The organism is Nocardia grenadensis NBRC 108939, from assembly GCF_001613445.1.
Lineage (GTDB): Bacteria > Actinomycetota > Actinomycetes > Mycobacteriales > Mycobacteriaceae > Nocardia > Nocardia grenadensis.
Map to the genome: position 1 here is coordinate 44885 of NZ_BDCJ01000031.1, position 26841 is coordinate 71725.

Here is a 26841-nt window from a genome sequence, read left to right on the forward strand (position 1 = left end):
GCGATGATCACACTCTCGTCCGGAGTGTTGATCAATTGGGAAGAACTCACCGGTCAGAGCAAGTTCGTCGTCGATCTGATCAGTTTCCCGATATTCAGCGCGGCCGCCGGTTGGCTCACCAACTGGACCGGTGTACTGATGCTGTTCTGGCCGCTGTTGTTCCGCGGTATCCGGATTCCCGGGCTCGACGTGCTGTATCCCTATCTGCCGCGCCGGGTCCAGGTACTGCCGACTTTTTCCGAGGACGGGTCCCGGCTGGGTTTCCAGGGCTTCATTCCGGCACGTGCCGAGAAAATGGCCAGTATCTGCGTGGACAAAGCTCTGCTGCGAATCGGCAGTCCCCGGGATTTCATCCATGAACTGGATCTCGACGGTATCGCCGACTATGTCGCCGCCCTGGCCCGCAAACAGGTCAAGAGCATCGTCGACGAGGTGATGAACCGGGAGAACCCGGACCTGTGGAATGCCGTACCCCGGGCGATGCGGCAACTGATCTATCAGCGGGTGGAACGGGAGCTGCCCGAGCTCACCGGCAAGGCGTTCGATTCCCTCGGCGACAATGTCGATCAGCTCATCGACGTGAAAGGTTTCGTGATCCGGTATCTGCAGGAGAATCCGCAGATCCTCAAGGATCTCACCACCACAATCGCGGCGCCGGAGCTGAAGTTCATGGTCCGGATCGGCCTGCTCGGCGCCCCGTTCGGACTGCTGCTCGCGCTCTACCTGCACATCCACTCCGATATCCCGGTCTGGGGATGGGTGCCGTCGTGGGTGATCGTGCTGGCGGCCTCGGCGCTCATCGGTGTCATGGTGAACATCATCGCCGTGCGGGTGGTGTTCACCCCCGGCGATCCGCAACCCCGCTACAAATACATCTGGAAACAGGCCCTGCTGGCGAAACGGCAGCCGCAGGCGGCCACCGATCTGGCCCATATCCTCGCCTACCAGGTCCTCACCCTGCCCAACCTGTCCAACGAGTTGCTCAACGGCCCCAACGGCGACAAGACCCGGCTGCTGCTCGAACAGCTCATCTCCGACGAGATCCACCGTCAGCTCGGCCGCACCACCTCGGTGGTCCGGGCCGCGTTCGGGCGGCGGCAGTTCGACAATCTGAAGGTCGGTGCGGCGGGCGCGGCGGTCGGGCTGGCGCCCTCGCTGGTGGAGGACGCCGATTTCATCCGGGAGCAGGCCGAGAACATCGACGAATTCGCGGCCCGCAAGCTCCAGCAGCTGACACCCGGTGAATTCATGGAGATGTTCTACGCCTCGGTCGAACAGGATGCCTGGCTGCTCTATCTGCACGGTGCCGCGCTCGGGTTGCTGGTCGGGGCCACCCATCTGCTGATCTTCGGCTGGTAATCACTCGTACCGGCACGCGCGCCACCCGTTCGCCCCTTCCCCCGAATACAAGCAGGCATGCTTGTATTTTTTCGGCCTCGCTGGAATGCTGATCTCCGCACCGATGTGCGCGGGACGGAGATGAGGGAACCGATGGCCGATCTGGACGCGTTACTCCGCGACCTCGCCGCGGAAGGCGCCGAGCTCGAGGCATTGGTCGCGGCTCTGCCACAGTCGGACTGGGCTCGGCCGACGCCGGCGGCGGGCTGGACCGTCGCCCATCAGATCGGCCACCTCTCCTGGACCGACGAAGTCGCCACGTTGGCTGCCACCGATGCCCGGACCGGCGACAGCGCCTTCACCGATCTGCTGACCGCGGCCGCCGCCCGGGTGGCGACCTTCGTCGACGATGCCGCCGCCGAAGCCGCCGAAGCTCCACCGGCGGACCTCCTCGAACGCTGGCGACGCGGCCGCAGCGAGCTCGCCGCGGCATTGCGGGCGGTCCCCGCGGACGCGAAGGTGCCGTGGTTCGGCCCGCCCATGCGCCCGGGGTCGATGGTCACCGCCCGGCTCATGGAGACCTGGGCCCACGGCCAGGACGTCGCCGACGCACTCGGGGTGGAACGGGAACCGACCGACCGCCTCCGCTCGGTGGCCCATATCGGTGTCCGTACGAGGGATTTCGCCTACACCGTCCGGGAGCTGCCGGTGCCCGCCACGGAATTCCGGGTCGAGCTGCAGGCGCCCTCGGGTGAGCTGTGGTCGTGGGGGCCGGCGGAGGCTCCCGAACGAGTCACCGGCCCGGCGCTCGACTTCTGCTTCCTGGTGACCCAGCGCCGGCATCCGGACGATCTGGCGCTGTGCACGACGGGCACCGAAGCTGCACGGTGGCTCACCATCGCCCAGGCCTTCGCGGGCCCGCCGGGCAGCGGGCGGCCACCGACCGGTAAGAGCTGACAGCGCCGGCGAGCGTCACACCGTCCCCGGGACAGCCGGACATCATTGGCCGGATAGCTCATCACGGCAGTCGGGTACAGCGCTCGCCGGCGGGTGAAAAGTACCCCCGCAGAGGGTTCCCGAAACCCTGCGGCGGTCACGGATCGGCACCTCCACGTGGGCATGGCCGACGCGGCTGTGACGCTCGTCTCGAGTGTCCAGGCCACTTGTTCTCCGCCCGGCCGGTGCTCACCTGCTCTGATACGCTCGGCGAACCGTTCGGCGCTGCGTCACAGCCGGTGTCAAGAGGCTATCGACTCCTAATCGGCCTTAAATAAACCGGAAAGCTATAGTACTTTTAGCGGGCAGCCGTGGAGGGAGGGCCCGTGGGCTTCATCAAATACGCCAGCGACGTAACGGCGCCGATCACCGTTGCCTTCGCCTATGCCGACAATCCCCGGTCCATCCCGAATTGGATGGTGGGAGCCGCCGAGATCACCCTGTGTGGCGATCCGGAACGCGGTATCGGAGCGAAGTACGAGATCGGCTACCGGCTCGGCCCCTGGCGCCCCGTCCTCCACTGCGCGGTCGCCGAACATCGTCCGGACGCAGTGCTGGGCTACACCTTCACCGGCCCGTTCACCGCCCGGCTGACACTGCGATTCGACCCGCTCGGCCGCGGCCGCTCGGTGCTGACCTCCGAACTCGACTTCCCCGGTTCCAAGGGTTTCGCCGCGACCCTGCGCGAACGACCACGTGCCGCGCTGCTGCGCCGCGCCCTGCGGCGCAGCGAATCACGATTGCGCAGAGCGATAGAGGAATTCCACGGCACAGACCTTGTCGGGCGACTTGCGTAAGGTACTGCCATGATCATCGTGAGTACCGACGGATCGTGTCTGCGCAACCCCGGCGGAGCGATCGGCTGGGCGTGGGTGGACCACGCGGGTGGCGCGGAAAGCGGCGGCGAGGCAACGGGTACCAATCAGATCGCCGAGTTACGTGCGGTCCTGGAGGCGATCCGGGCCCACCCCGGAGTGGATCCGTTACTCATCGAGAGCGATTCGCTGTACGCGATCAAATGCGCCTCCGAATGGCTGCCGAACTGGCGCAACAACGGCTGGCGCACCTCGAGCGGGTCCGCGGTCAAGAACGTCGAACTCATCCGGGAAATCGACCATGCCATCGCGGGCCGCCCCGGCCCGGTGCGATTCCGCTGGGTGCGCGGACATGTCGGTAACTATTTCAACGAACAGGCCGATGCACTGGCCGGGGCCGCCGCGCGTAAGGCCGCGGCCACGTCCACCGTGGCCACCCGGACCGTCACCCGCGTCGCCCCCGAAACTTCCGCGGCAGCAGGGAAGGCTGCGGAACCGGCGGTTGTAACGACCGCCGACTACGCGACAACAGCGCAGGCGCTCCACCTGTTCTGATCCCTGTCCGGGATCGGAGCGCCCGCGCTGTTGTCGCCGTGGTACTGCTGGATCCGGATACCAACCGAATAGCCTCCGGCGGTGGTGGCTCGACCCACCGCCGGGGGCGCCCGGATTCTTTTTCCTCTGCTCCACTATGTTTCGGTACCCGCGATTCTTCGGAAAGCACTCGATTCTCGGCTTCCCTCTCGTCTGCGTGCCCGGCATGCGCCCACGAACATGCGCGTTTCGCAGCGGCTCGCGCCCGGAACAGCGCGATCGTCGGCCAGGTGCGGAAGCGGGCAGGACCAACGCGATGTCGTGGCCCGTCACACGGCCGGCAGCGCCCACGATTCCCGCGGCGGGCTCACCGCGAGTATGTGCCCGCGCAGCGTTATTCGAGAATGAGGACGGCCGAGGCATGGGCGGGGAGCGCGAGTCGGCCATCCCGGACAGTCCGGGCTGTCGGGCCACCCGTGGGCGTCGAGGCGTCGACCGAGTACAGGGTCGACTGTTGGCCGCAGTCAACGACTTCCACATTCACGGGCACACTGCGTTTGTTCACCAGAACGACGCGGCGGCGTCCGTCGGAGCCAACGGTGGATTGGGCGTGGATGCGGGCATCGGGGTACCCGGGCGCGCCTGTCGTGGTGGGTACGAGCCGGTCGCCGAGGCGGACGTGGTCGACCATGAGTTTGGTGGCATGGTATCGCGCGTTCGGTTCTCCGGTATCCCAATCGACCAGCGATACTCCTGGGATCATGCCCGGATAGCCGGTGAACTCGGCGACTCCGAAGAGGTCGATGTCGAGCGTGAGGCACCGCGCCCACAGATAGGTGTGGAAACTCGCGCTGAGCGCCCAGTACTCGTAGGGCAGGTCCGGCGCCGGGTTCATGATGTCGGAGGGATAGGTCCCGATCTCGTTGAGGAGCATCTTGGTGCCGGGCGATAGGCGCCGGGCGATCGATGAGATGAGGCGCACCTGTTCGAGAAACCCTTCGGCCTGGGCGAAGAACGTCGACTCCCATGTCGAGGTCGGCGGATTGCCGTCCGGGCCGAACGGGTTGACGATGTCGGGGGAGGCGTAGAAGTGGATCGAGAAGGCGTCGAGCGGGATACCGGGTGCGTGGTTCGCAGGGTCGAGGAAATGCCAGAAGTACTCTGGATTGTGGTGTACATGGCTCAGCGAGAGTCCGATGAACCGCATTTCCGGGTCGAGTGGACGTAGTCGTTCGACGACCGCATCGTAGAGCCGCGTATAGACTTCGGGGCTCAACTGCCGGTTGACGTCTGGTTCGCACAGGACTTCCCAGTAGGCGAATCGGTAGTGGTGGCCGGATTCGTGCCACACCCCGTGTTCGTCGTGGAATCCGCCGGCGATGTACCAGCTGGCGAGGCGATAGAAGTAATCGGCGACCTCGGCCAGGGACTCGTCGCGAAATACCGTGCCGGATTCGTAGTCCCAGTGGATCGCGTCGGGATCGTCTCCGAGATCGACGTTCTCGCCACCGACGAACATCCAGTGCGGGATGGTCGCGAAATTCGCTGTGACGGGACGCCCTTCGGCAGCCTCGATGAAGTCCTCTACATATGGGTCCAGACGTTTGAAATCCCATGAGGTCGTCGTCGCCGTGGGCGCCCTCAGCGCCGGCACGGAGACCAGCGGGTTCGAGAACCAGGGCAGGAAACGCGCGTAGTCGACGCCCAGCTCGCGCAGTGCGGCGAAGGCGCGGTCATGGGCGGGAGCGCCACGCTCGATGGGCGGCGCTGCCCACAGGTGCGTCGTCAGAACGGTCCGTATCAGGCGGCCGGCGGACGACCAGTCGGCGAGGACAGGTGTTGCCGGCAAATGCGCGGGCGGGCTGAGCAGGGAGATGTCGGTCATGGTTCCTTCTCGGGATCGGCCGTGATTTGTACATATGTACGGTACGTTTGTGAAAAACATTTGTACAGTACGTTTGTGCAATCGGCTGATAGGGTGTGCGCATGGGGCAGAAGGAGCAACTGCTGGCGGGCGCGCGCGCCTGCATAGTGGAACGCGGTTACGCGAACACCACCGCACGCGATATCGCGAACGCGTCCGGAGCGCATCTCGCCTCGATCGGATACCACTTCGGATCAAAGGATGCGCTGCTCAACGCCGCAGTCCTCGAAATCATCGAAGAGTGGGGCGACCGGCTGACATACGCGGGCACCCTCGGCGCGGGATCGCCCGCGGACCGCCTCGAACGGTTCCTCGACGGCATCCTCGCCGCCGGCACCGATGAGCGGCGCGTGCTCGTCGCGAGCGTGCAATCCTATGCCCAAGCAGAGTTCGTCCCGGAGCTGCGCGAACAACTCCGCCAGGTATACAACACCGCTCGCCGGGATATCGCTGCGCTCGTACTCGGCATCGAACGCGACACCGTAACCGCCGAGCAGGCGGAGACCATCGGCTCCATCGCTCTCTCCCTGATCAACGGCGCGGTTCTGCAATGGCTGGTCGATCCCGCCGACTCTCGCGGAGCGACCCGAATCGCCGCGGCCGTCTCCGCATTGGCGCCCGAACAGGTCCCGTGAAGCCGCGCGGACATCGCCCCCCCTCCGCGGAGACACAGAGTGCTGGTAGGGATCGTCTCACCAGGTACATGAGCTGGCGGCGGGCGCGGATCATCGTCGGCCAGGGCAGCGGATCCGGCGGTTGTCCGGTCGAGTTGATCAGATTGTCGGGCTGTGTCGTCGGTCCCGGCGGCTCGGGTCGCCGTGCTATCGGCCGAATCCAAGCGGATATGGCGTAGCTGCGGGTCGGTGGTGCGGGAAGCGCCCGGGACGATAACGAGCCGGCTGCGTCGATGTACTGGTGGAGTCCGGGTTCGGAGCCGGGCCCCGCGGCAGCGTGCTGTCGATGCCGGGATATGCGGCGGCGGTCGCCGAGGCGTCACGAGAAGTGGCCGCAGTACCGGCCGAGCATCGCGCGACCGAATAACCGGCGTCGGCGCTGCGTCGTGTCGACCCGGAAATGGCAGGGTGACGCCCCAGAAGGCGCCACCCTGTCGCTGTTCGGCTCAGTTACCCGGCTGCGGGGCGGGTTGTCCGCCCTCGGGGGCGGCCGGCGCCGGACCGGCGGGCGCGGGCTGTCCGCCCTGACCACCCACACCCGCGAGCATGGCCAGCTCCCACTGGTTCACGATCCAACGGTCGCCGTCCTTTTCCAGGGTCGCGGTCACCGCGATGTCCTGGCGCTTCGGCTCGGGCGTCACCGAATTCGTCTTCATGAGGCCGATATTGACGAGTACCTTCGCGGATTTCTCGTCCCCGGACTGGAAACCGCAGGTCGCCTCGTCGACCCAGGATTTCACCTTGGATTCGGTGAGCAGCTGGCGCAGTACATCCCAGTTCTGCTCGAGCGAGGACACCACATTGTCGGTGGCGCCGTCCTTCATGGCCTGCATGAAGCCGTCCAGGTCGCCCTGATAGTCGTAGGTGTTGGTGGCGCGGGCGAAATCGCATGCGGCGCGGGTGGACTGGTCCTGGGCGGCAAGCTCTCCACGGTTCTCCTGGAACGCACGGAAGTACACGACACCGGCGGCGACCAGCGCCACCAGCACCACACCCGCCACGAAGGCAGCCACCACCGGCAGCAGTCCGGACTTGTCGCCGCTGTCCGGTGCCGCGGTCTCGTTCTTGACCATAGCTTCGAGTCCTAACGTCTGGTCGTCTCGCGGCTGCAGCTACTGCTGCATCATCGGCGTATCGAAGTCGGCGACCAGCCAGGTGCCGTCGATCTTCTGCATGGAGACATTCGCGGCTACCTTGACCTGCCCCGGCCCCTGCTCCTGCGGAACGTTCGCGGTGGTGAACTGCTGGTCGATGACCAGCACCACGCGCGCCTCGTCACCGGACCCGGATTCGTAACCGCACTGCACCCCGGTCGCGGTGGAGCTGACCTCGGACTCGGCGAACCGGGTCTTCAGATCCGGTCCGATCTGCGAGACCAGTTTCTTCCACTCACCGGTGGCGGACCGGTCCAGGCGCTGTATGTAGTCGTCGGCCCCGTCGCCGGTGTAGGTCGCGAAAGTGTTCCCGAAATCGCAGGCGGCCTTGGTGGCCGAGGCCCGCCGGTCCAGTTCGTCCTGCTTGTTCCCGGCGAGGAAGAAGAAGACCCCGACCGCGACGAGGGCGGCCACCAGCAGCGCCGCGGCACCGATCAACGCGGGCAGCGGGAACGGCGAGCGGCGGCCGGTGGGTGTCGCGCCTTCGCCGGACTTCGCCTCCTCCTCGGCGGCGGACTTCTTCCCGATATCGACCTTCTCGGTGGCGGCCTCCGATTCGCTCGCCGCCACCGTGGCGCCGGATTCCGCCGCGCCGGCCTTGTCCACCAGTACTGCGTCGTCGGCGGCTGCTCCGGCCTTGCCGATCACCGCCGTCTTCTCGTCGCCCGCGGTACCGGCGCGGGCCGCATCGGGCTCGGCGGCGGACGCCGACTTCGTGGTTTCCGAGGCCGAATCCGAAGCATCCGCCTTTCCGGACCGCGCGGTGGTGTCCGCGGCTCCGGTTTCCGACGCGGGCTCATCGGCTCTGTTCTCGGTCGCGCCGCTACTCGGCGCGGCGTCGGTTTCGTCTTTACCGGAAGGGGAGTGCTCAGCCGCGGCGTCCGCTGGCACACCGGTGCCTTCCGGCTCCAAGGGATCGGAGACGGGTTTTTCTGAGGACATCTGTACTGTTCACACCTTCCCGGCGCGGCTCTGCGAAACGCGCCGTAATCTACCGGTCGAAAACGACCGCCGGGTGTGGCGGGCATCTCTGCGAGAGTATGCACCGTCGCACCCGGCGCGCGGCGACCGGTCCTCCTACCGCACGGGCGGCAGCGTACGTTCGTTCGGATCCACCCCCGGCGGGATGGTGGCGCCGTTGTTCGGGATGTTCGGTCGCGGTGCGTTCACCGCGCCACGGATCTGCTCCCCCGGTCCGGGGCTATCGCAGTAGTTCCACCTCGGGATGGTGCCGTCCTGGATGACCTGGGTCTTCATCGGAGTGGACTGGTACTGGCAGTACGGCCGGAACCAGATATCGAGGATGGTGTGGAACTCGTTGTCGTGGGCGGGCACACCGAGTGCGGCGCCACCGATCTCGAGTGCCGGGAAGAGCGCGGCCAGCGCGGGGGTGCGCAGCTGCGCCGCCCGGGTGAGGGCGAGGAAATTGTTGGCCAGCGCGGTGATCGGGTCGCTGGTGCTGTCCAGGGTGGCGGTCACGCTCGCGAACTGTCCCGGCGCCTGATCGAGCACCTTGATCAGTTCGGCGTTGGCCTTGTTGAACTGATCGAACAGCACCCGCGAATTGGCGGTCAACGTGCCCAGATCGGGCTGGGCCTGGGAGGTGGTGCCCGCGATGGTGCGCAGATTGGCGATGAGGTGTGTGGTCTGCGGCAGCAGCGAATCCATCCCCGCGGTGACCAGGCTGACGCCTTCGATCAGTGAACGCAGCTGATCGGGCCCCCCGCTGAGCGCGGTATCGAGCTCGTTCAGGATCACCGCGAAATGTTCCGGGTTCACCTGGGCGATGAGATCGCTGGAATTCTCCAGCACCGCCGAAATCGGGACCGGGGTACTCACGCGCTCTGGATCGAAGGTGACCTCCGAACCGTCGGTCAGGTACGGGCCCTGGTCGCCGGCCGGCCGGAAATCGATGTACTGTTCACCGGCGCCCGACAGGGCCTGTACGGCCACCTTCGTATCCACCGGGATGTCGTAGCGGGAATCGATCTCGGCCTTCGCCTGGATACCGGCGCCGTCGTCGACGAGCCGGAGGTCGCTCACCTCACCGACCCGGTAACCGCGCAGGGTGACATCGTTGCCGGGCTGCAGCCCACCGGACCGGTCGAGGTTCACGGTGACGGTGTAGGTGTTGCGCAGCGGATTTACCCGCATGACGTTGACCAGCAGATAGGTACCGCCGATCACCAGCGCCAGCACGAGTCCGATATTGGACAGCAGGATCTTGTTCTTGGACAACATCACTGGCCTCCCACGCGGTACTGCACGACCTGGAGGATCTGGAGCAGACTGCCCGCGAAGTCCTGCAGATCGCGCCCATCGTAGAAGTGGCTGGTGCCGGGCGCGGTCAGCATGGCGATATCGAGATTGGTCACGTTGACCTGGGCCGCCAGGCTGCTACCGCGGAAGGTGGCGTTCACCGGGCCCTTCAGATCGTGCAGGGCGTCCATCAGCGCGCCGAAGTTGTCGCCGGTGGCCGCGAGCGCCGCCATCAGGCTGTTCAGATTGTCCAGCGTGCCGGCCAGATCGCCGCCGGTGGTGTTCGCGTAGTCGCCGAGCGCCGCGCTGGTGGTCGCGATCTTGCCCAGCAGATCCCCGAGCGCCCGGTTGTTCTCGGCGATGGCGCCGATCATATCGGGCAGCGTGTCGGCCACCTGACCGAGTTCGGCCCGCCGGGTATCGAGAGTATTGGCCAGCACATTGAATTCGCCGAGCACACTGTCGATCCGCGCGGAGTTGGCATTGATACTCGAGACCACGCCCGTGATCTCGTTGACCAGATGCACCAGCTGATCGCTGCGCCCGCCGACGATCGAGTCCAGTTCGGTGCCCAGCCGGGTGAGGTGGGCGATACCGCCGCCGTTGAACATCAGCGATACCGACAGCAGCAGTTCCTCCACTGTCGCACCGGCCGAGGTCTTCTCGATGGGCAGCGTATCGCCGTCGGTGAGCAGCCGCCTGCCCTGTTCGGTGGGCGGTTTGGAGACCGCGATGAACACATCGCCGAGCGGGGTGGCCTGGCGCAGTTCGGCGGTGGTGCCCTCCGGGAGGTCGATATCCTTGCGGATCTCCATGTCGACGATGGCCTGGAAGTTCTTGGTCGCGATATCGGTGACCACACCGACATCGGAACCGCCGATCTTCACCTTGGCCTGGTCGGGCAGGTTCAGCGCGTTCTCGAACACCGCCTTCAGCGTGAACGTGTCACCGCCGATACCGGGTTTCGGCAGCGGAATGTCCTCCACGGTCAGACCGCATCCGGAGGCCAGCACCACCGTCCCGGCCGCGGCGAGGGCGGCCATGGCACGGCGGGCCCGGCGGATCGTTCGCATCATTTTGTCAGTCCCAGCAGTGCGGCGGTGAGTCCGAAGTCGGGTCCGAAATCTTCGGGCCGGCCGGTGCGGCAGCCGTCGGACTTCATCTGTATCCGTTCGCAGAACAGGCTGATGAGCTCGCCGCCTCCGAGGTTCGTGCCGATCAGCGCGTGCAGCCGGACGTAGCCCTGCTCGTAGTTCATCGACCGGTGGATACTCTGCAGCAGCATCGGCGCGACGTCGACCACTTCGGTGACACCGTGCGCGTTGGCCCGCAGCTGCTCGATCACGGTGTTCATCCGGTTCAGCGTGTCCACCAGCTGATCCTGATGCTGCGCGAAGACCGAACTGGTGTTGTTCAGGAAGTCGTAGAGCTGCTGCAGGGTGGCCTGCAGGCCCGGCGCTTGTTCGGCCAGCATGGTGGTCATCTGGGTGGCCTGGTTGCTGAAATCGCGAACCGCCTGGTCGTTCTCGGCCAGCATCGTGGTCAGCTCATTGAGCTTGATGATGATGTTCGAGATGTGGTCCTTGTTGTCGACACCGACCTTCAGCGCGCTCGACAGCGCGTTGAGGGTGTCACGCATCTTCGCGCCCTGGCCGTTGAGCATCGGGTACAGCACCCGGCCCGAGAGCGGGCCGACGCCTTCCTGCCCCTCCTGGGGTTTGAGCGCATCGGCGAACTTGTCGATGGTCTTGAGCATCGTGTCCAGTTCCACCGGGACATCGGTGCGTTCCAGCGGTAGATGATCGCCGTCCTCGAGGGTATCGCCTTCGACGTAGCGGGGGGTCATCTCGATATGCCGGTCGGTGACGATGGAGGGGGAGACCACCACCGCCATAGCGTCCTTGGGGATCTGCACATCACCGTCGAGGGTCATATGGACCTCGACCAGATCGCCGTGCGGCACGATCTTGTCGACCTTGCCGACCTCGAGCCCGAGCACGGTGATGGGGTTGCCCTCGAACATGCCGGCGATGTTCTCGAAATCGGCGGTGACCTTGATATCCCCGCCGGTCACACTGTTCACCACCGAACAGCTGCCGAGTGCGACCGCCGACACGCCGATGACCAGCGCCTGGGCGGTACGCTTCACGATCCCGATCTTGTTCTTGATCATCCCTGGCACCCCTCGGCGACTTCGGCGAAGCACAACCAGTTGTCCGGGAACAGCCACGGAATACCGACCTCGGCGTAGTTGCCGTTACCCCACGCATTGGCCAGGTAGCGCACCGAGGGCGGCATGATCGACAGCAGCCGATCCAGGTTGTCCTTGTTCTTCTGCAGGCCCGTCGCCATGGTGTTCAGCTGGTCGAGCGTGGTGCTGAACTGGTTGTTGTTCTGGGCCCCGATCGCCTGCAACTGCGCGGTCAGCGTGGCCACATTGTCGAGCAGGGTGCGCAGCAGCTGCTGCCGTTCCACCACCCGCGAGGCGATGGCCTCGCCCTGGGTGATGATCAGCAGCGCGCTGTTTCGGTTGTCGGCCAAGATGGTGGTCACCCGGTCGAGGTCGGAGAGCAACTGCGCGACATCGCCCTTACGCTTGTCGATCACCTTGGCCAGCGCGCCGATACTGTCCAGCGACTGGACGACCAGTTCCGGCGACCCCTTCAACTGCTCGTTGAACAGGTTCAGCGATTCGGCCAGTTTGCCGGGATCGAGTTCCTGGAACTCCGGGGTGCCCTTGGTGACCACATCGGCGAGGTCGTAGGGGACCGCGGTATTGGTCTTCGGGATCCGGTCGTCGGGCAGGCCGGAGCCGTCACCGGGATCCAGGTCCACGTAGCGGGCGCCGAGCAGGGTCGCCATCTTGATGGACGCCCGGGCATCGGGTCCGAGCTTCACGTCATTGCTGATCTGCAGGGTCAGCAGGACGTGGTCGCCCTCGAGTTCGGCGGACGCGACCCGGCCCACCGGCACCCCGGCGATATCGACCTTGTCCCCGACGGTGATACCGGCGGACTGGACGAATTCGGCCTCGATGGACTGTTCACCGATCCCGAGGTTGCGGAATCCGCTGGAGGCGATCACCACCACAGCGACCACGATGACGCCGATGATGCCGAGGCCGAAGTACCGATTGTTGTTGAACCAGGTTTTGAGTTTCGTCATCATGGCCGGCACACCGCCGATTGCGAATTGCCGCCGATCTGGGAGAACAGCCCGCGCGGGAAGAGCACGCCGTAGAGCGATACATCCAGTCGGCAGATGTAGGCGTTGGCGTACGCGCCCTCGGAGGTGAAGCGCCCGGCGTCGGCGAGGATGGACGGGAGGTCGATCGCGGCCTGATCCAGCTTGGCGCCATTGGCCAGGAACAGGGTCAAAGCGTCACGTGTCGAATTCTGGACGGCCTCCAGCTTCGGCTGGATATCGCCCACCATGCCGACGAGAGCCGTGGTCGCGCCCGCGATCTGCTCGGTCGAGCCGAGCAGCTGCTGCCCCTGCTCGTACAGCCCGCCGATCAGCGCCCGTGTCTGGGTTATCAGCGTCTCCAATTCGTCCCCTCGTTTGGCCAGACCGGCCATCACACCGCTGAGGTTGGTGATCACATCGCTGAGGATGGCGTCGCGCCGCTGGAAGTCGCTTGCCATGGTGGCGGCCTGGGTGATGAACGAGCTCAGCGACACCCGATCACCCTGTAACGCGAGGATGAAAGTTTCCGAGAGCCGGTTCACCTGCGCGGGCTCGAGCACTTCGAACAGCGGCTGGAAACCGTTGAGCAGCGCCGAGATATCGAAGGACGGCTCGGTGCGGTCCACCGGGATGGTGCTGTCCTCGTCCAACTGGTTCGTATCGCCACCGGATCCCGGCGCCAGCGCGACATAGCGCTGGCCGATCAGGTTCTGGTAGCGCACCAGCGCCTTCGTATTGCCGAAGAGCGTCTGATCGTCCTGGACGATAAAGCTGACCTTGGCATTGTGATCGTCGGTGACCTCGATCTTCTGGACCTTGCCGACCCGCACGCCCGCCATCCGGACGTCGTCACCCTCGCGCAAGCCCAGAACATCGGTGAAAACCGCGGAATACGATTTCGTTCCACCGTCGACGGTCCGGGCCAGCGTATTCCACACCAGCACCGTGACCAGCACGGATACCACCGCGAACAGGCCGAACCCGATCAGCGGTTTGCGAACTCCCCTCACGAGGCGGCCTCCTCGGTCACGCGCAGGGTTCCGCCTTCCAGAATCGAACTCAGCATCAAGTACTCCATCGAGGACGGCTTGCGACCCAGCAGCGTCTCCACCGCGGCGTCGCCCTCGTAGGTGATCGGTGCGGCCGCGGGCACCACGCCGGTGCCCGGGGCGGTGCCCTTGTCCGCGGCCGGTGCGGGCGCACCCGGGGCCGGCGGATTCTGCGGCTGCTCGCGGGGCTGTGCGGCGGGCGCCGGAGCCGGCGCGCCGGGAAGCCCCGGAAGCCGCGACAAGCCCTGCGGGAAAAGCCCTTCCAGCGGCGTACCGGCGAACGGGTTGTTGCCCGGCGCCTGCGCCGCCGGGGCGGGGGCACCGGCCGGGGTAGTGACACCCGGGATCTGCGGCAGGCCGGGCAGCGGCGGCAGCACCGGCAGCCCGTCGGCGGCGGGGAGCCGGCGCGGTTTCACCTGTTCGGGGAGGTAGCCCGGATCCGCGACCGCGGGGGCGGTGGCGCAGCTCGGGCCGGCCAAGTCGCCGTAGCGCGGGCAGTCCGCCACGGTGTTGGGGTTGAACGGGGTGAACGTGACGCCCGCGTTCCAGACCATCTGCCGCTGCGGGCCCCAGGTGAACACCGTATTCAGCTTGCGCGACGAGTTGTTCAGATTGCTGATGGCATTGGTGATCGACGACGGGTTCGCGGCCAGCGCACCGAAGGTCTGGTTCATCCCGACGGTGAGCTCTTTACCGACATTCGGGTTCCGGGCGAACAGATCGTTGATCTGGTCGGTCATGCTGCCGGCGCCGGTGATCACATTCACCAGTTCCTCGCGCCGGTCGGCGATCGTGCTCGCGGTCTCCACGGACGAGGCCAGGACGTCCATGAGTTCCGGTGCCGATTCGTTGAGCGCGTGCACCGAACCCGAGAGATCGCCGAGGAAGACACCGAGATCGGGAATCGACTCGTCCACCGAGGTCACCCAGCGGTCGATCCGTTCGATGGTCGACCCGGGCATCCGGCCACTACCGTCCAGTGCGTAGGACAGCGTCCCCAGCACCCGGCCGAACTGCATCGGATCGATGGCGTCGAGGATGTTCTGCACCGTGGTCAAGGTGTCCTGCAGCGCGATGGTGCCTTGGCTGCGGTCTTCCTCGATGGTCGACCCCTCGTCGAGGTGGTCCTGGCTGGGCCCGTTGTAGACCAGTTCCACCGAGGTGACGGCGAACAGGTTGCTGGGCACCACGCGGGCGGTGACCGTTGCCGGGATACCGTCGGCGAACTCGGGCTTCAGTTCGATATCGACCTGCTGCAGTTCGCCCTGGGCGGCGACCGAGACGTTCTTGACCGCGCCGACCAGCACCCCGCGGAATTTGACGTCGGCTTGTTCGGGCAGCCCGTCACCGGTGGTGGTGAGGTTGGCTGTGACCTTTACTTTCTCGACGAAATAGCCTTGGTACCGGGCCATCAGGAAGCCGAGCACGACCGCGAAGACGACCAGTCCGCAGGCGCCCGCGATCAGCAACTGCTTCATCGTGGGCCCGCGCCCACTGGGATCGATGATCATTGCCTACCCCGAGATCCGGATGCCGGGGTTGACACCCCAGATGGCCAAGGTCATGAAGAGGTCCACGAATACGGTGGCGATGATGCACATCTTGATCGCGCGACCGGCCGCGACGCCGACGCCCTCGGGGCCACCGGAGGCGAAGAAGCCGTAGTAGCACTGGATGAACGTGGTGATGGCGACGAAGACGATCGCTTTGAGCAGTGAGTACAGCACGTCCGTCGGAATAAGGAACTGATAGAAGTAGTGCTGGTAGGTACCGCTGGCGGTACCGCCGATGAGCTGCACGGTCAGTGCGCAGGAGATATAGGCCATCGCCAGGCCCAGGCAGTACAGCGGCAAGATGGTGATCATCGCGGCGATCATCCGGGTGCTCACCAGGTAGGGCAGCGGGCGGATGGCCACCGACTCCAGCGCGTCGATCTCCTCGGAGATACGCATGGCGCCGAGCTGAGCGGTGAACCGGCAGCCCGCCTGGGCCGCGAAGGCCAGTGCGGCGAGCAGCGGGCCGAGCTCACGGGTGGTGGCGAAGGCCGAGATGGCGCCGGTGATCGGGCTGAGGCCGAGTAGATCGAGCGAGGTGTGACCCTGGATGGCCACGGTCATTCCGCCGAACGCGCTCAGGATGAGCACGACGCCGATGGTGCCGCCACCGACGATGAGATTTCCGTTGCCCCAGGTGACATCCGAGAGCAGGCGCCACACTTCTTTGGGATATTGCTTGAACGCCAGCGGCATCGAGCCGACCGAGCGCAGGAAGAAGAACACTTGATGCCCGAGCCGGGCCAGCCAATCGACCGGAGCCCCGGCCGCATTTCGCAGTTGCTGCAGTGGTTTGAGCAGCGGGGGCACATAGGTTGCGGACACCGGCTCACACCACCTGCGGGGGGAACAAAGTGTTGTACACCTGGGTGAAGATCACATTCACTCCGAACAACATCACCGCGGACATGACAACGGCGGTATTCACCGAGTTGGCGACACCGCCCGGACCACCGCGGGTGTTCAATCCGGTATCGCAGGCGATGATTGCCGCGAGGAGGCCGAACAACAGCGATTTCACCAGCGCGACGAGTAGGTCGAGCGTTATCGCAAAAGAGGCGAAGGTCGCGATATAGGAACCCGGGGTGCCACCCTGGGCGAAAATATTGAAAATGTATCCGGTCAGAAATCCGACGAAGACAACGAAACCGCAGAGCAGCACGCTGACCAGCATTGCGGCACCGAGCCGGGGAGCCACGAGCCGGCGCAGCGGGTCGACACCCATGACCTTCATGGCGTCGATTTCCTCCCGAATGGTCCGGGAGCCGAGATCGGCACAGATCGCGGAACCGACTGCGCCCGCGATCATCAGCACGGTGACCAGTGGCGCGCCCTGCTGAATGATGCCCAGGCCGTTGGCCGCGCCGATGAACGAGGTGGCGCCGACCTGCTGTGCGACCGCGCCGACCTGGATGGATACGATGACACCGATCGGAATCGCGACGAGCAGTGTGGGCGCCGCGGCGACGCTCGCCATGAAGGCGCACTGCCGGATGAACTCGTCGAGAGGGAACCGGCCGCGGAAGATACTGACCACGAGTTCGGAGACCGCTTCGACACCCATGGTCATCTGCCGGCCGAGGGTCTCCAGTGAACGTCGGGGGTGGTCGCGCCAGTAGTCCCGCGTCCACTCGACCGCTCCGCTCAACCGAGAACCTGTTGGTGGACTCTTGGTCGACTGCACTGACTAACCCCTCTCGACGTCGGTTACCTACCCCGACGGCTGGTTTGCTTGAGGCACCTTACTACGTAGTAGTGCGGAACACACCATAGGCGCGAGACCGCGGTCACAGATGTTCATCACTTTGTGGCGTGACCACTGAGATATCGCACGTTCCTTGGTGTGTATCCCAATGAGAGTTACGCGGCACTGGAGGAACATACCTCTGACCGGCCCCGAATGCAGTGAAGACCGGGATAACCGATGCGAACCATGGTTCACTTAAATAACGGAGAGTATTCCGGGAAATTAACCCTTTCGCGGCAGTGTGGAGATTCGACCGTTACTCGACCCGCGCGCCCAAATCCAGGACAATTAATAGCGTTCGGCTATTCTTCCGAGGGTTATCGTGGCCGGAGTTCGTGCGGTACGCATCGCACGCGGAGCACCTCGGCCGAATGCACGACCGGATAGCCGAACCCCTCTGTAACGCAACGGAACTCGCGGGTAACAGCTACTCGGGGCGCGCGTCGGGGCCTTTGCTGCCACGATGAGGTGCCACACATTGATATCGTGCGGCTTCAAGGTCTGGAGGGATATGTTCAGGAAACTCGCCCAGGCGGCCAGTGCCGTCTTCGCCGTCGCGCTGAGTACGGCGCTACTCGGCACCGGGACGGCAGCCGCCGATCCCGCCCGGCCCGTACTCGGTGGTGGCTCAGGGCTCATCATCTCCTCCGAGCCCGGCCAGATGTCCGAATATGCGATCCAGTGCACGCTCACCACGATCGGTCACGATGGTGCCGGCAGACTCGTCGGCCTCACCGCGGGACACTGCGGAACGCCTGGGCACGAAGTGTATGCGGAACAGGACCCGGGTGCCGGCGCACTCGGCCGGTTCGTCTACTCCAACCAGGACCTGGACTACGCGGTACTCGAGTTCGATCCGGGCCGGGTGACCCCGGTCAACCGGATCGGCAACCTGAGCATCACCGGGGTCGGCGCGCCGGCCCAATTCCCCAATATCGTCTGCAAGGAAGGCCGCACCACCGGCAACACCTGCGGCCTGGCCTACGGCGACGTCTTCGCCAGCAGCATGGAGACCTGGTCGCAGATGTGTGTGATGGAAGGCGACTCCGGTGCCCCGGTCGTCGTCGGTTCCACGCTGGTCGGCATGGTGAACGCCTACCTGGCGATCGCCTGCTTCGGCCCCGAGGTCGGCACCAATATGACGACCATCATGGGCGATATCGACAGTCGCCACGGCATCGGAGCCGGGTACCGGCCCATCTAGCGGCTACCGGAGAGACACGACGAGGCGGGCACCCCGGTGCCCGCCTCGTTCGTTTTCCGCCTCGGGCGCTGCGGCGGCGGCCTCCGGGGTGGATGGACATCAGAGTTCGTCGACACACACCACGAAGCGGCGTTCCGGGTACACGTATCCCGAGCTGCCCGCGCCACACGCGTCGACATCGGTGGCGTCCTGCTCGATCGCGACAACCTTCACCCCGTCCGCGGCCGAGGTCGCGGTGCAGTCGATACGCTCCGGGCCGGTGGTCCCGCCGCCCACATCCATACAGCCGCCGACCACCCAGTCGATATCGAGGCACAACGCCCCCATCTCGATACCGTTGCGGCTCTCGGCGTAGTAGTTGTCGGCGTCGCCGACACACTGGCTGCTCTGTTCGGCCTTGCCGATCACCTTGTAGTTCGACTCGTTGCTACCGCAGGACGCCTCTTCGATACTGGCGTCGGTGGTGGTCCCGCCCAGGGTCACGCAGTCGCCGACCTCGGCGTCGAAGCTGATATCGCCGGCCTCCGGGGTGGTGGTCGGCGCGCTGGAGGTGGTGGTCCGCGAAGTATCCCCGGAGCCGGGGGTACCGGTCACGTCCACCGCGTCCACCGTGCCCGTCTCGAGTACCGGCTGCGCCCGCCCCTCGATGGTGGAACTACAGCCCGCGACCGCCAGGCCGACCGCGACCGCGGCCCCGGCGATCGTCACCGACAATCGAGATGATGCCCAACCAGACACGCACAGTCCTCCCGCTGTGATGCCGAACTCTGCCTCCGCATCGAATCCGCGCCTCACTACAGCTCCGCCAGCAATATCACGCCATGAATACACCATGGCGGCCCCAGCGTCGACTCCGACGACGCCGCCCACGGGGAGCCGTGACCGCACCGGCGAACAGCGAGGCCGCGGATACAGCGGGCCGGCGTGACATATCTCATCGGCAGGTTTGGTAACGCAGATCACTCTCATCGCGCTCTGACACACCGCCCGAACAGGAATCCCCGGCCCACGGGGCATCCGACGGGCCGGGGAACGCCGTGCCGGGGGAGCGTGCTACGGCACACCGTTGATGCGTAACGGCTATATAACGGAAAACGGGACTGGTCACGACTTCATCAAGGCAGTACTAAGGAAATCGGAGCGGAGGCGCATCGCCTGGATTTCAGCGAGCTTCCGCGATGCGCACCAGCCCGTCGGGGCCGCTCCACAACTCTACGACCGGTGGCGCGCGGACGATCCAGACGTCCACGGGCGGACGGCCGTGGAGGGGCTCCACAGAACTCCGCGAACACTCGCCGGGGTGCTCCGCAGGACGTATCGGCGGCCCACAGGCCGCGTGCGCTCCAGAGTCGAATGGACGGACGAACACTCTTATGCATGTCTTCGACAACACCGGGTCGCTGCCGACCGGTCGCCGTGCCCAGCGGCGGCTTCGACAGGGTGTCCTGTTGACGGCCGCGGTCGCCGCAGCCACCACGGTGGCCACGGCGCCGGTCTACGCGCTGCCGAACCTGCCTTCCGGGTCGGCGGCAGGCGCCGTGGAACCCGCGCCGCCCGCGGCCGACTTCGCGCCGCCGGCGATCAACCCCTCCGAAGGCGAAGAGGTCGGCATCGCGCAGCCGATCATCATCAACTTCAAGGATCCGGTCGACGATCGGGCCGCCGCCGAGCGCGCCATCAAGATCACCTCCTCGACCGAGGTACCCGGACATTTCTACTGGTGGAGCGATAAGCAGGTGCGCTGGCGGCCGACCGAGTTCTGGCCCGCGCAGAGCGACATCGTGGTCGAGGCCGGCGGTAGCCGCAGCGCCTTCCACGTCGGTGACGCGGTGATCGCCACCGCCGACGACAACACCAAGATGATCACCGTGACCCGTAACGGCGAGGTCGTGCGCACCATGCCGACCTCGATGGGCAAGGTCGACCACGAAACTCCCAACGGCACCTATATCGTCGGCGAGCAGCGGCGGGAAATGGTCATGGACTCCTCCACCTACGGAGTCCCGATCGACGCCCCCGAGGGCTACAAACTCGATGTCGAGTACGCGACCCGCATCTCCAACAGCGGAATCTTCGTCCACGCCGCGCCGTGGTCGGTCGGCTCGCAGGGCTACGCGAACACCAGCCACGGCTGCCTCAATGTGAGCACCGAGGACGCCCAGTGGTTCTACGAGAACGTCAAGAAGGGCGACGCGGTCATCGTGCAGAACACCCAGGGCGGCACCCTCAACGCCGGCGACGGTCTCGGCGACTGGAACTGAGCTGTGTTTGTGGCGGCGCCTCCGGCGCCGCGGGGTTGAGGCCCCCTTGGTCTCGCCGTTTCGGCCTCGAGACTCAAGCCTTCGGCTCATGCGATGTGCGGCCGGCCTTCCGTGGAAGGCCGGCCGTTGAGCACCTCCGGCCAAGGTGCGAGACGGGCCTCAACTCTTTGAGGTGTTTTCGCAACACTCGACACATGCGGTTACGTCAGCCTTGACGGCCGGGCCGGCTCCTGGATTCGCACGCACCACAAGGACCACTGTCGGCTTGCGTCCCCTGGTCGGCCGCACAGTATCGACCCTGCAGCGCTGTCTGCATCTTCTCCGATGGCATCACTGCCGTTCGCCGGATCGGTCATCTCTCGTACCCCGAGCAGAACCGCTCATCCGCTCGCCTTCCCGAACGGGACCACAACCTCGGTGCCGAGTCTTACGAGGCCCTGAAAGGGTCGAGGCCCGTCCCGCCGTTCAGGCCTCGAAGCGCATGCGGCGAAGCCGCGAGTCTCGAGGCCTGAACGGCGGGACCTTCGGGGGCCTCGACCCCGCGGCGCCGAAGGCGCCGCCAATAAACACAGTCACCAGATCTTGACCCGCTCCTCGGGCGCCAGGTAAAGGGCGTCGTCGGGGGTCAGCTCGAAGGCCTCGTGGAAGGCGTCGATATTGCGGACCACTGCATTGCAGCGGAACTCCGCGGGCGAATGCGGGTCCACCGCGAGCCGGCGGATCGCTTCCTCGGGCCGCGCCTTGGTCCGCCAGACCTGCGCCCAGCCGAAGAACACCCGCTGCAGTCCGGTCAGACCGTCGATCACCGGTGCTTCCTGTCCGTCCAGGGAGATTCGGTAGGCCTGCAGGGCGATGGAGAGGCCGCCCAGATCGCCGATGTTCTCGCCGATCGTGAACTCACCGTTCACAGTGTGCTCGTCGGGCAGATCGGCGGGGGAGAGCACGTCGTACTGGTCGATCAGCGCCCGCGTGCGCTTACCGAACTCGGCCCGATCGGTATCGGTCCACCAGTCGACCATATTGCCGTCGCCGTCGTACTTGGCGCCCTGATCGTCGAAGCCGTGCCCGATCTCGTGACCGATCACCGCACCGATCCCGCCGTAGTTGGCGGCGTCGTCGGCGTTCATATCGAAGAACGGCGGCTGCAGGATGGCGGCCGGGAAGACGATCTCGTTCATTCCCGGGTTGTAGTAGGCGTTCACGGTCTGCGGGGTCATGAACCATTCGTCCCGGTCCACCGGGCCGCCGAGCTTGTTCAGGTCGCGATCGTGGTCGACGGCGTAGCCGCGGCGGTAGTTCCCGACCAGATCGGCCGGCGCGACGGTGAACGCGGAATAGTCGCGCCAGCGCTCGGGGTAGCCGATCTTGGGCGTGAACTTGTCCAGTTTCGCCAGCGCCGCCTGCCGCGTCGCCGGGCTCATCCACTCCAGCTCGGTGATATTGCGGCGGTAGGCCTCACGCAGGTTCTCCACCAGCCGCACCATCGCCGCCTTGGCCTCCGGCGGGAAATGCTCGGCCACATACAATTTGCCCACGGCTTCACCGAGCAGGTCCTGGACCAGCGAGACCCCGCGCTTCCAGCGCTCCCGGTTCTCTTGGGCGCCGGTCAGCGTGCGGCCGTAGAAATCGAAGTTCTCCTCGACCACCGCTTCGGTGAGGTAGGGCGCGCGGGACCGCAGCACCCGCCACTGCGCCCACAGCCGCCACTCCTCGACCGATTCCGATGCCCACAGCTGCGCGAAGGCCCGCAGGAAGTCGGGTTGCCGGACCACCAGTTCGGCCAGCAGGTCCGGTCCGGCACCGGGAACCCCTTCGGCGAGACCGTCGGCCCAGGCGGTCCAGTCGAATTCCGGTTGCGCGGCCGCCAGATCGGTGAAAGTGGTGAGGTTGTAGCTCAGTTCGGCGTCGCGACGGCGCACCACATCCCAGTGGCCGGCCGCGAGTTTACGTTCGAGTTCGAAGACGCGGCTGCCCACCGGCCCCGCGGGCAGCAATTCCGCGATCCGCGGATCGGCCGCCGCCAGCGCGAACATCCGGTCGATATGCGCTATATAGCGCTCCCGTATCTCGGCGTACTCGTCGGAGCGGTAGTAGGACTCGTCGGGCAGCCCGATCCCGGATTGCGTCGCGTAGACGAGGTAGCGCTGGGAATTCTTGTCATCGGTATCGACATAGACGCCGACCGCACCGGATACGCCGACCCGCTGCAACCGGCCCAGCAGACCGGCGAATTCGCCCCGGTCGGTGGTCCGCGCGAACGCGGCCAGTTCCTCGACGACCGGGGTCAGGCCCACGGACTCGACCGCGTCGGTGTCCATGAAGGAGGCGTAGAGATCGGCGATCTTGCGGGCGTCGCTGCCGGGCTCGCCCGTGGCATTGCGGATGATCTCCTGGACATCCAGCTCCGCCCGGTCGAACAGGGTGCGGAAGGCGCCGTCGACCGCCCGGTCGGCCGGGATCTCGTACCCGGCCAGCCAGGCACCGTTGACATGCGTGAACAGGTCGTCCTGTACCCGGACAGCCGGGTCGAGATGGGTCAGATCGATACCGGAGGGGCTGGTCACGTCGAAAGTCACAGAACCCAGTATGCCGGTGCCGGGCCGGTCCGAGCGGAATACCGGACCGGCCCGCCCGTTCAGTTGGTGGGCTCCGGCGGAGCGATCGTCACCCCGTACTGGTTCTCGAGACGCTGGTTGAACTCGTCTTCGCACTGCGACACCGCGCTCTGATCACCATTGGCCTTGTTGACGCAGTCGACGAAATCACGGCCGCCCGAATCCGACCAGATGCCCCAGCCGACGATGCCGACGACGATCACCCCGGCAATGGCGAGCACACCGAGGATCAGGCCGATCACGGCCATGACCCCGCCACCGCCGGTGCCGCGATTGGCCTTGACCAGGGCGACCACACCGAGGATCACCGCGATGAGCCCGAAGAGGATGCCGCCGACGATCGTCCAGAAGCTCAGTACGCCGAGGATGCCGAGGACCAGCGCGGCGATCGCCATCCCTTTGCGTTTGGGTGATTCCTGCCAGTACTCGGGTTGCCCGCCGGTGCCGGGGTAGGGGCCCGGCGCGGGATAGCCCGGGGGTGGTGGATAGGACATACGTTCCTCCTCGGCTGAGCTGGTCGAGACCTGCGGGTAACGCTCGGCGATCTCGGTCCGCATATCATTGTCATGGGTCGATCACCGATGGGTCGACCGCTTATCCGGACTTTTCGGACGTTACCCGGCGCCGAGCCGGGCATGCATCTCCCAGATCAACACTTCTGCCGGCTCCCGGGCGATCAACCGCTGGCCACCGGAAAAGGTCAGGCGCACCGCGTCACCCGTGTCCAGCAGGCCCACGCACTCCATCTCGACCGCGCCGCGCGCGACGAACACGTGGATATAGGGCGCCTCGGGGAGTTCCACCGAGGCCTGCGCGTCCGGCGCCACCCTCGCCACGTGCAGCGCCGAATGCGAGCTGTTGATGGCGATGGCGGTGCGGTCGCGGTACCGCGGCAGGCCGGACGCGACGGTCACCAGACCACCCGCGGCCAGCTGCTCGTCGATCTCGAGTTGCTGGTACCCCGGTTCGATCCCGGGCTCGTCGGGCAGCACCCACATCTGCACGAAACGCACCGGTTCGTCGTGCTCGGGCCGGTTACCGTCCACCCGCCACGAATCGTTCTTCTCCGAATGCCGGATCCCGGTACCGGCACTCATCCGCTGGGCGAGTCCCGGGTATATGACGCCACTGTGGCCGAGCGAATCCTGATGGACCAGGGAGCCCTCCAGCACCCAGGTGACGATCTCCATATCGCGGTGCGGATGGGTATCGAAACCCTGGCCCGGTAGAACGATATCGTCATTGTTCACCAGCAGCAGACCGTGATGAGTGTTCTCGGGGTCGTAGTGCGCGCCGAAGGAGAACGAATGCTTGGAATCGAGCCAGGATATCCGGGTCTTCAGACGATCACCCGCACGATGTACATCGATATGCGGCGTCGGCAGCGTGGACATCGCACGACTCCTTTCCGGCTCGGGCACAATTACCTTTCCCACATGTAGTACCTCGGCGATACCACGACCTCGTCGATTGTCCGCTCCGGGCATTTTACGCGAGCGACCTCGGGGTGAACGGCTGGTGAGCAACCGGGGCGGTAATAGCGGTGTGGCACACGTTTCACGAAAATGGATCTATACGGAACCGGGAGGTGAAGGATGCGCCCCGAAGCACTCGCACGGACCGAACAGCGGCTGCGTGCCGCCGCACGGCGCGACGGCGTCACCGACCTGGTCGTCGGTGTCGCGGTGTTCCGGGACGGGAAACTGCTGGTGGTGCGCCGGGTACCGGGTGACTATCTCGGCGGGATGTACGAGCTACCCGGTGGCGGGGTCGAATCCGGCGAATCGCTCACCGAGGGCGCGGCGCGGGAACTGCTCGAGGAAACCGGCCTGGTGGCCCACCGGATCACCGATTTCCTCGGCTGGTTCGACTACGCCACCCGCACCAAGGCCAAGGTGCGGAAGTTCAGTTTCCTGGCCGAAGCCGAAACCGGTGAGATAACGCTGGACCCGGACGAGCACGACGATTACGCCTGGATAGACGCCGGCGCGCTCGGCACCCTGCCGATGGCGCCCGATATGCGCGAGGCCGTGGATCTGCTGATCACCGAACGTGTGCCCGGACCTGCCGGAATACCTCCCGGCCTGCGGGGCAGGTAGCGTCGCGGCGGTGTCCAGCTCTGCGCCCGAACCCACCACCACGGACCGGACACCGGGAGGCGGCGGGCATCGGCACGATCTGTCGGCCTTACGGGCCGCGATCAGCGAAAGTCCCGGCGCGGTCCGGCTGACCCTGGTGCGCTTCACGAGCCAGTTCGGTGACGGTATGTTCCAGGCCGCGCTGTCCGGGGCGATCCTGTTCAATCCCGAACGGGAAACCGACCCGCTCGCCGTCGCGGCCGGTTTCGCGGTGCTGCTGCTGCCCTATTCGCTGATCGGGCCGTACGCGGGCGCACTACTGGACCGCTGGGATAGGCGCCTGGTCCTGCTGATCGCCAATCTGATGCGCGGCCTGCTCATCGCCGTGGTGGCACTGGGCCTGATCGCCGGAGCCGGGGCGGGTTTCCTGCTGCTGCTGGCGCTGGCCGTGGTAGGGATCAGCCGGTTCACCGCGGCCGGTGTATCGGCGGCGCTGCCGCGGGTGCTGGCGCAGCACCGGCTGGTGCCCGCCAACTCCGTGCTCGCGACAGTGGGATCCGCGTGCGCGGCCGGGGGAGCGGCGGCCGCGGTGGCGGTGATCGGCGCGATCGGCGCCGGCGATACCGGATCGGCGGTCGCCGTGGCGCTGAGCGTGACCGGCTCGATGGCCGGAGTGGTGCTCACGGCCGGGTTCCGCCCCCGCACCCTGGGCCCGGAATCGGAACCCGGCGCCACCGCGGGCGCGGTACGGGCGGTACTGGCCGGACTGCTGGTCGGTACACGCGCGGTGCGGGGTTCGGTCGATGTGTCCACCGCGATGATCGGTATCGGAACCCACCGGATCGTATTCGGCATCAACACGCTGGTCATGGTGCTGGTGCTGCGGGAATCGCCGTCGCAGGGCGTGGCGGTGGACAGCGGGTTGATCGGTTTCGGAGTCGCGATCACCGCCACCGCCGCCGGAATGCTGCTGGCGGCGCTGCTCACCCCACTGCTCATTCCGCGCCTGGGCCGGCCCCGGACCGTCCTGCTGGCGCTGTCCGGTGCGATCGCGGTACAGCTGGCGCTGGTGCTACCCACCGCCCTCACCCACGCGGCCGACAGCATGCACCGCGCCCACCAGCTCATGCTGGTCGGGGCATTCCTGCTCGGGCTGGCCGGGCAGACCATCAAACTCACCGGCGACGCCGCCATGCAGATGGATATCCCCGACGATCGTCGCGGCCAGGTCTTCGCCCTTCAGGACACGGTGTTCAATATCGCCTTCGTCCTGGCGGTCGCGGTGACGGCGCTGGTCATCCCGGCCGACGGCCGATCGCCGGGTGTGGTCTTGGCGGGGGCGGCCTGCTATGGGCTCGGCATCGGCGCACTGCTGCTCAACAACCGCAGGAGGATTCGGCAATTCGGCGACACCGGATGAGGGAGGACAATGAAGGCACAGCCGGAAGGAGGGT

24 protein-coding genes are annotated in these 26841 nt (G+C 66.0%); 9 read left to right on the forward strand and 15 right to left on the reverse strand.

The features are described from left to right. Positions 1 to 3: 3 nt before the first annotated feature. The 4 genes from NGR01S_RS27845 to NGR01S_RS27860 all read left to right on the forward strand — a co-directional run bounded on the left by NGR01S_RS27845 (position 4) and on the right by NGR01S_RS27860 (position 3704). Positions 4 to 1359: a DUF445 domain-containing protein gene (locus NGR01S_RS27845; protein WP_063042009.1), complete on the forward strand. Its 1356-nt coding sequence runs from the start codon at positions 4 to 6 to the stop codon at positions 1357 to 1359. Positions 1360 to 1491: 132 nt separating this feature from the next. Next, a complete protein-coding gene (locus NGR01S_RS27850) occupies positions 1492 to 2295 on the forward strand; it encodes a TIGR03084 family metal-binding protein (protein WP_063042011.1) in 804 nt (267 codons plus the stop codon). 365 nt (positions 2296 to 2660) lie between these two features. Then, a complete protein-coding gene (locus NGR01S_RS27855; protein WP_063042070.1) occupies positions 2661 to 3131 on the forward strand; it encodes an SRPBCC family protein in 471 nt (156 codons plus the stop codon). 9 nt (positions 3132 to 3140) lie between these two features. Further along, the gene (locus NGR01S_RS27860; RefSeq protein WP_063042013.1) at positions 3141 to 3704 is read left to right on the forward strand and encodes a ribonuclease H family protein; all 564 of its coding nucleotides are present in this window, start codon (positions 3141 to 3143) and stop codon (positions 3702 to 3704) included. Between the two features lie 373 nt (positions 3705 to 4077). Here NGR01S_RS27860 and NGR01S_RS27865 read toward each other — a convergent pair whose 3' ends face one another. After that, a complete protein-coding gene (locus NGR01S_RS27865; RefSeq protein WP_157107459.1) occupies positions 4078 to 5568 on the reverse strand; it encodes a hypothetical protein in 1491 nt (496 codons plus the stop codon). Positions 5569 to 5669: 101 nt separating this feature from the next. On the opposite strand from NGR01S_RS27865, the gene NGR01S_RS27870 reads away from it, so the two are divergent. Next, on the forward strand, positions 5670 to 6242 hold the full coding sequence (locus NGR01S_RS27870) for a TetR/AcrR family transcriptional regulator (protein ID WP_063042015.1): 573 nt from the start codon (positions 5670 to 5672) through the stop codon (positions 6240 to 6242). Between the two features lie 485 nt (positions 6243 to 6727). On the opposite strand, the gene NGR01S_RS27875 is transcribed toward NGR01S_RS27870, so the two are convergent. The 10 genes from NGR01S_RS27875 to NGR01S_RS27920 form a co-directional block, all read right to left on the reverse strand. Then, positions 6728 to 7354 carry a hypothetical protein gene (locus NGR01S_RS27875; protein ID WP_063042017.1) on the reverse strand — a complete coding sequence of 209 codons (627 nt, stop codon included), beginning with the start codon at positions 7352 to 7354 and terminating at the stop codon, positions 6728 to 6730. Positions 7355 to 7393: 39 nt separating this feature from the next. Continuing rightward, a complete protein-coding gene (locus tag NGR01S_RS27880; protein ID WP_169811981.1) occupies positions 7394 to 8377 on the reverse strand; it encodes a prolipoprotein diacylglyceryl transferase in 984 nt (327 codons plus the stop codon). Between the two features lie 135 nt (positions 8378 to 8512). After that, positions 8513 to 9676, reverse strand: a complete 1164-nt coding sequence (locus tag NGR01S_RS27885) for an MlaD family protein (protein WP_063042021.1) — start codon at positions 9674 to 9676, stop codon at positions 8513 to 8515. Further along, positions 9676 to 10770 carry an MCE family protein gene (locus tag NGR01S_RS27890; protein WP_063042023.1) on the reverse strand — a complete coding sequence of 365 codons (1095 nt, stop codon included), beginning with the start codon at positions 10768 to 10770 and terminating at the stop codon, positions 9676 to 9678. The genes NGR01S_RS27885 and NGR01S_RS27890 overlap by 1 nt, the downstream gene beginning before the upstream one ends. Continuing rightward, positions 10767 to 11867, reverse strand: coding sequence for an MCE family protein (locus NGR01S_RS27895; RefSeq protein WP_063042025.1), 1101 nt, complete (start codon positions 11865 to 11867; stop codon positions 10767 to 10769). The genes NGR01S_RS27890 and NGR01S_RS27895 overlap by 4 nt, the downstream gene beginning before the upstream one ends. Then, on the reverse strand, positions 11864 to 12859 hold the full coding sequence (locus NGR01S_RS27900) for an MCE family protein (protein WP_063042073.1): 996 nt from the start codon (positions 12857 to 12859) through the stop codon (positions 11864 to 11866). Before NGR01S_RS27900 ends, NGR01S_RS27895 begins: the two co-directional genes overlap by 4 nt. Continuing rightward, positions 12859 to 13890: an MCE family protein gene (locus NGR01S_RS27905; protein ID WP_063042027.1), complete on the reverse strand. Its 1032-nt coding sequence runs from the start codon at positions 13888 to 13890 to the stop codon at positions 12859 to 12861. Before NGR01S_RS27905 ends, NGR01S_RS27900 begins: the two co-directional genes overlap by 1 nt. Further along, a complete protein-coding gene (locus NGR01S_RS27910) occupies positions 13887 to 15440 on the reverse strand; it encodes an MlaD family protein (RefSeq protein ID WP_063042029.1) in 1554 nt (517 codons plus the stop codon). Before NGR01S_RS27910 ends, NGR01S_RS27905 begins: the two co-directional genes overlap by 4 nt. 3 nt (positions 15441 to 15443) lie before the next feature. Beyond that, positions 15444 to 16307, reverse strand: coding sequence for an MlaE family ABC transporter permease (locus NGR01S_RS27915; protein ID WP_030524482.1), 864 nt, complete (start codon positions 16305 to 16307; stop codon positions 15444 to 15446). 4 nt (positions 16308 to 16311) lie between these two features. Continuing rightward, positions 16312 to 17130 (reverse strand): MlaE family ABC transporter permease, encoded by an 819-nt coding sequence (locus tag NGR01S_RS27920; RefSeq protein WP_030524481.1) that lies wholly within the window; start codon positions 17128 to 17130, stop codon positions 16312 to 16314. Between the two features lie 610 nt (positions 17131 to 17740). On the opposite strand from NGR01S_RS27920, the gene NGR01S_RS27925 reads away from it, so the two are divergent. Next, positions 17741 to 18433 (forward strand): chymotrypsin family serine protease, encoded by a 693-nt coding sequence (locus tag NGR01S_RS27925; RefSeq protein ID WP_063042031.1) that lies wholly within the window; start codon positions 17741 to 17743, stop codon positions 18431 to 18433. Positions 18434 to 18532: 99 nt separating this feature from the next. Here NGR01S_RS27925 and lppU read toward each other — a convergent pair whose 3' ends face one another. After that, the gene (lppU, locus tag NGR01S_RS27930) at positions 18533 to 19171 is read right to left on the reverse strand and encodes an LppU family putative lipoprotein (protein WP_063042038.1); all 639 of its coding nucleotides are present in this window, start codon (positions 19169 to 19171) and stop codon (positions 18533 to 18535) included. Positions 19172 to 19806: 635 nt separating this feature from the next. Between lppU and NGR01S_RS27935 the strand changes: the two genes are divergently transcribed. Next, a complete protein-coding gene (locus tag NGR01S_RS27935; RefSeq protein WP_063042040.1) occupies positions 19807 to 20694 on the forward strand; it encodes a L,D-transpeptidase in 888 nt (295 codons plus the stop codon). A 572-nt stretch (positions 20695 to 21266) separates the two neighbouring features. On the opposite strand, the gene NGR01S_RS27940 is transcribed toward NGR01S_RS27935, so the two are convergent. From NGR01S_RS27940 to NGR01S_RS27950, 3 genes are read right to left on the reverse strand one after another with little or no spacing between them, the layout of a single operon-like run. Beyond that, positions 21267 to 23270 (reverse strand): M13 family metallopeptidase, encoded by a 2004-nt coding sequence (locus NGR01S_RS27940; protein ID WP_063042042.1) that lies wholly within the window; start codon positions 23268 to 23270, stop codon positions 21267 to 21269. A 59-nt stretch (positions 23271 to 23329) separates the two neighbouring features. Further along, positions 23330 to 23866 carry a DUF4190 domain-containing protein gene (locus NGR01S_RS27945; protein ID WP_245664811.1) on the reverse strand — a complete coding sequence of 179 codons (537 nt, stop codon included), beginning with the start codon at positions 23864 to 23866 and terminating at the stop codon, positions 23330 to 23332. Positions 23867 to 23923: 57 nt separating this feature from the next. After that, complete coding sequence (locus NGR01S_RS27950) at positions 23924 to 24703, reverse strand: pirin family protein (RefSeq protein ID WP_063042044.1); 780 nt, start codon at positions 24701 to 24703, stop codon at positions 23924 to 23926. A gap of 201 nt (positions 24704 to 24904) precedes the next feature. Here NGR01S_RS27950 and NGR01S_RS27955 point away from each other — a divergent pair, with 201 nt between their 5' ends. Both NGR01S_RS27955 and NGR01S_RS27960 read left to right on the forward strand, forming a co-directional pair. After that, positions 24905 to 25408 (forward strand): NUDIX hydrolase, encoded by a 504-nt coding sequence (locus NGR01S_RS27955; RefSeq protein ID WP_063042046.1) that lies wholly within the window; start codon positions 24905 to 24907, stop codon positions 25406 to 25408. 79 nt (positions 25409 to 25487) lie between these two features. Beyond that, a complete protein-coding gene (locus tag NGR01S_RS27960) occupies positions 25488 to 26807 on the forward strand; it encodes an MFS transporter (RefSeq protein ID WP_063042078.1) in 1320 nt (439 codons plus the stop codon). The last annotated feature ends 34 nt before the right edge of the window (positions 26808 to 26841 follow it).

What these genes read in the sequence shown, in the direction of transcription:
- NGR01S_RS27845 (WP_063042009.1), top strand. Translation starts at nt 4, where the DNA reads ATGATCACACTCTCGTCCGGAGTGTTGATCAATTGGGAAGAACTCACC.
- NGR01S_RS27850 (WP_063042011.1), top strand. Translation starts at nt 1,492, where the DNA reads ATGGCCGATCTGGACGCGTTACTCCGCGACCTCGCCGCGGAAGGCGCC.
- NGR01S_RS27860 (WP_063042013.1), top strand. Translation starts at nt 3,141, where the DNA reads ATGATCATCGTGAGTACCGACGGATCGTGTCTGCGCAACCCCGGCGGA.
- NGR01S_RS27865 (WP_157107459.1), bottom strand. Translation starts at nt 5,568, where the DNA reads ATGACCGACATCTCCCTGCTCAGCCCGCCCGCGCATTTGCCGGCAACA.
- NGR01S_RS27870 (WP_063042015.1), top strand. Translation starts at nt 5,670, where the DNA reads ATGGGGCAGAAGGAGCAACTGCTGGCGGGCGCGCGCGCCTGCATAGTG.
- NGR01S_RS27875 (WP_063042017.1), bottom strand. Translation starts at nt 7,354, where the DNA reads ATGGTCAAGAACGAGACCGCGGCACCGGACAGCGGCGACAAGTCCGGA.
- NGR01S_RS27880 (WP_169811981.1), bottom strand. Translation starts at nt 8,377, where the DNA reads ATGTCCTCAGAAAAACCCGTCTCCGATCCCTTGGAGCCGGAAGGCACC.
- NGR01S_RS27885 (WP_063042021.1), bottom strand. Translation starts at nt 9,676, where the DNA reads ATGTTGTCCAAGAACAAGATCCTGCTGTCCAATATCGGACTCGTGCTG.
- NGR01S_RS27890 (WP_063042023.1), bottom strand. Translation starts at nt 10,770, where the DNA reads ATGATGCGAACGATCCGCCGGGCCCGCCGTGCCATGGCCGCCCTCGCC.
- NGR01S_RS27895 (WP_063042025.1), bottom strand. Translation starts at nt 11,867, where the DNA reads ATGATCAAGAACAAGATCGGGATCGTGAAGCGTACCGCCCAGGCGCTG.
- NGR01S_RS27900 (WP_063042073.1), bottom strand. Translation starts at nt 12,859, where the DNA reads ATGACGAAACTCAAAACCTGGTTCAACAACAATCGGTACTTCGGCCTC.
- NGR01S_RS27910 (WP_063042029.1), bottom strand. Translation starts at nt 15,440, where the DNA reads ATGATCATCGATCCCAGTGGGCGCGGGCCCACGATGAAGCAGTTGCTG.
- NGR01S_RS27925 (WP_063042031.1), top strand. Translation starts at nt 17,741, where the DNA reads ATGTTCAGGAAACTCGCCCAGGCGGCCAGTGCCGTCTTCGCCGTCGCG.
- NGR01S_RS27935 (WP_063042040.1), top strand. Translation starts at nt 19,807, where the DNA reads ATGCATGTCTTCGACAACACCGGGTCGCTGCCGACCGGTCGCCGTGCC.
- NGR01S_RS27945 (WP_245664811.1), bottom strand. Translation starts at nt 23,866, where the DNA reads ATGCGGACCGAGATCGCCGAGCGTTACCCGCAGGTCTCGACCAGCTCA.
- NGR01S_RS27950 (WP_063042044.1), bottom strand. Translation starts at nt 24,703, where the DNA reads ATGTCCACGCTGCCGACGCCGCATATCGATGTACATCGTGCGGGTGAT.
- NGR01S_RS27955 (WP_063042046.1), top strand. Translation starts at nt 24,905, where the DNA reads ATGCGCCCCGAAGCACTCGCACGGACCGAACAGCGGCTGCGTGCCGCC.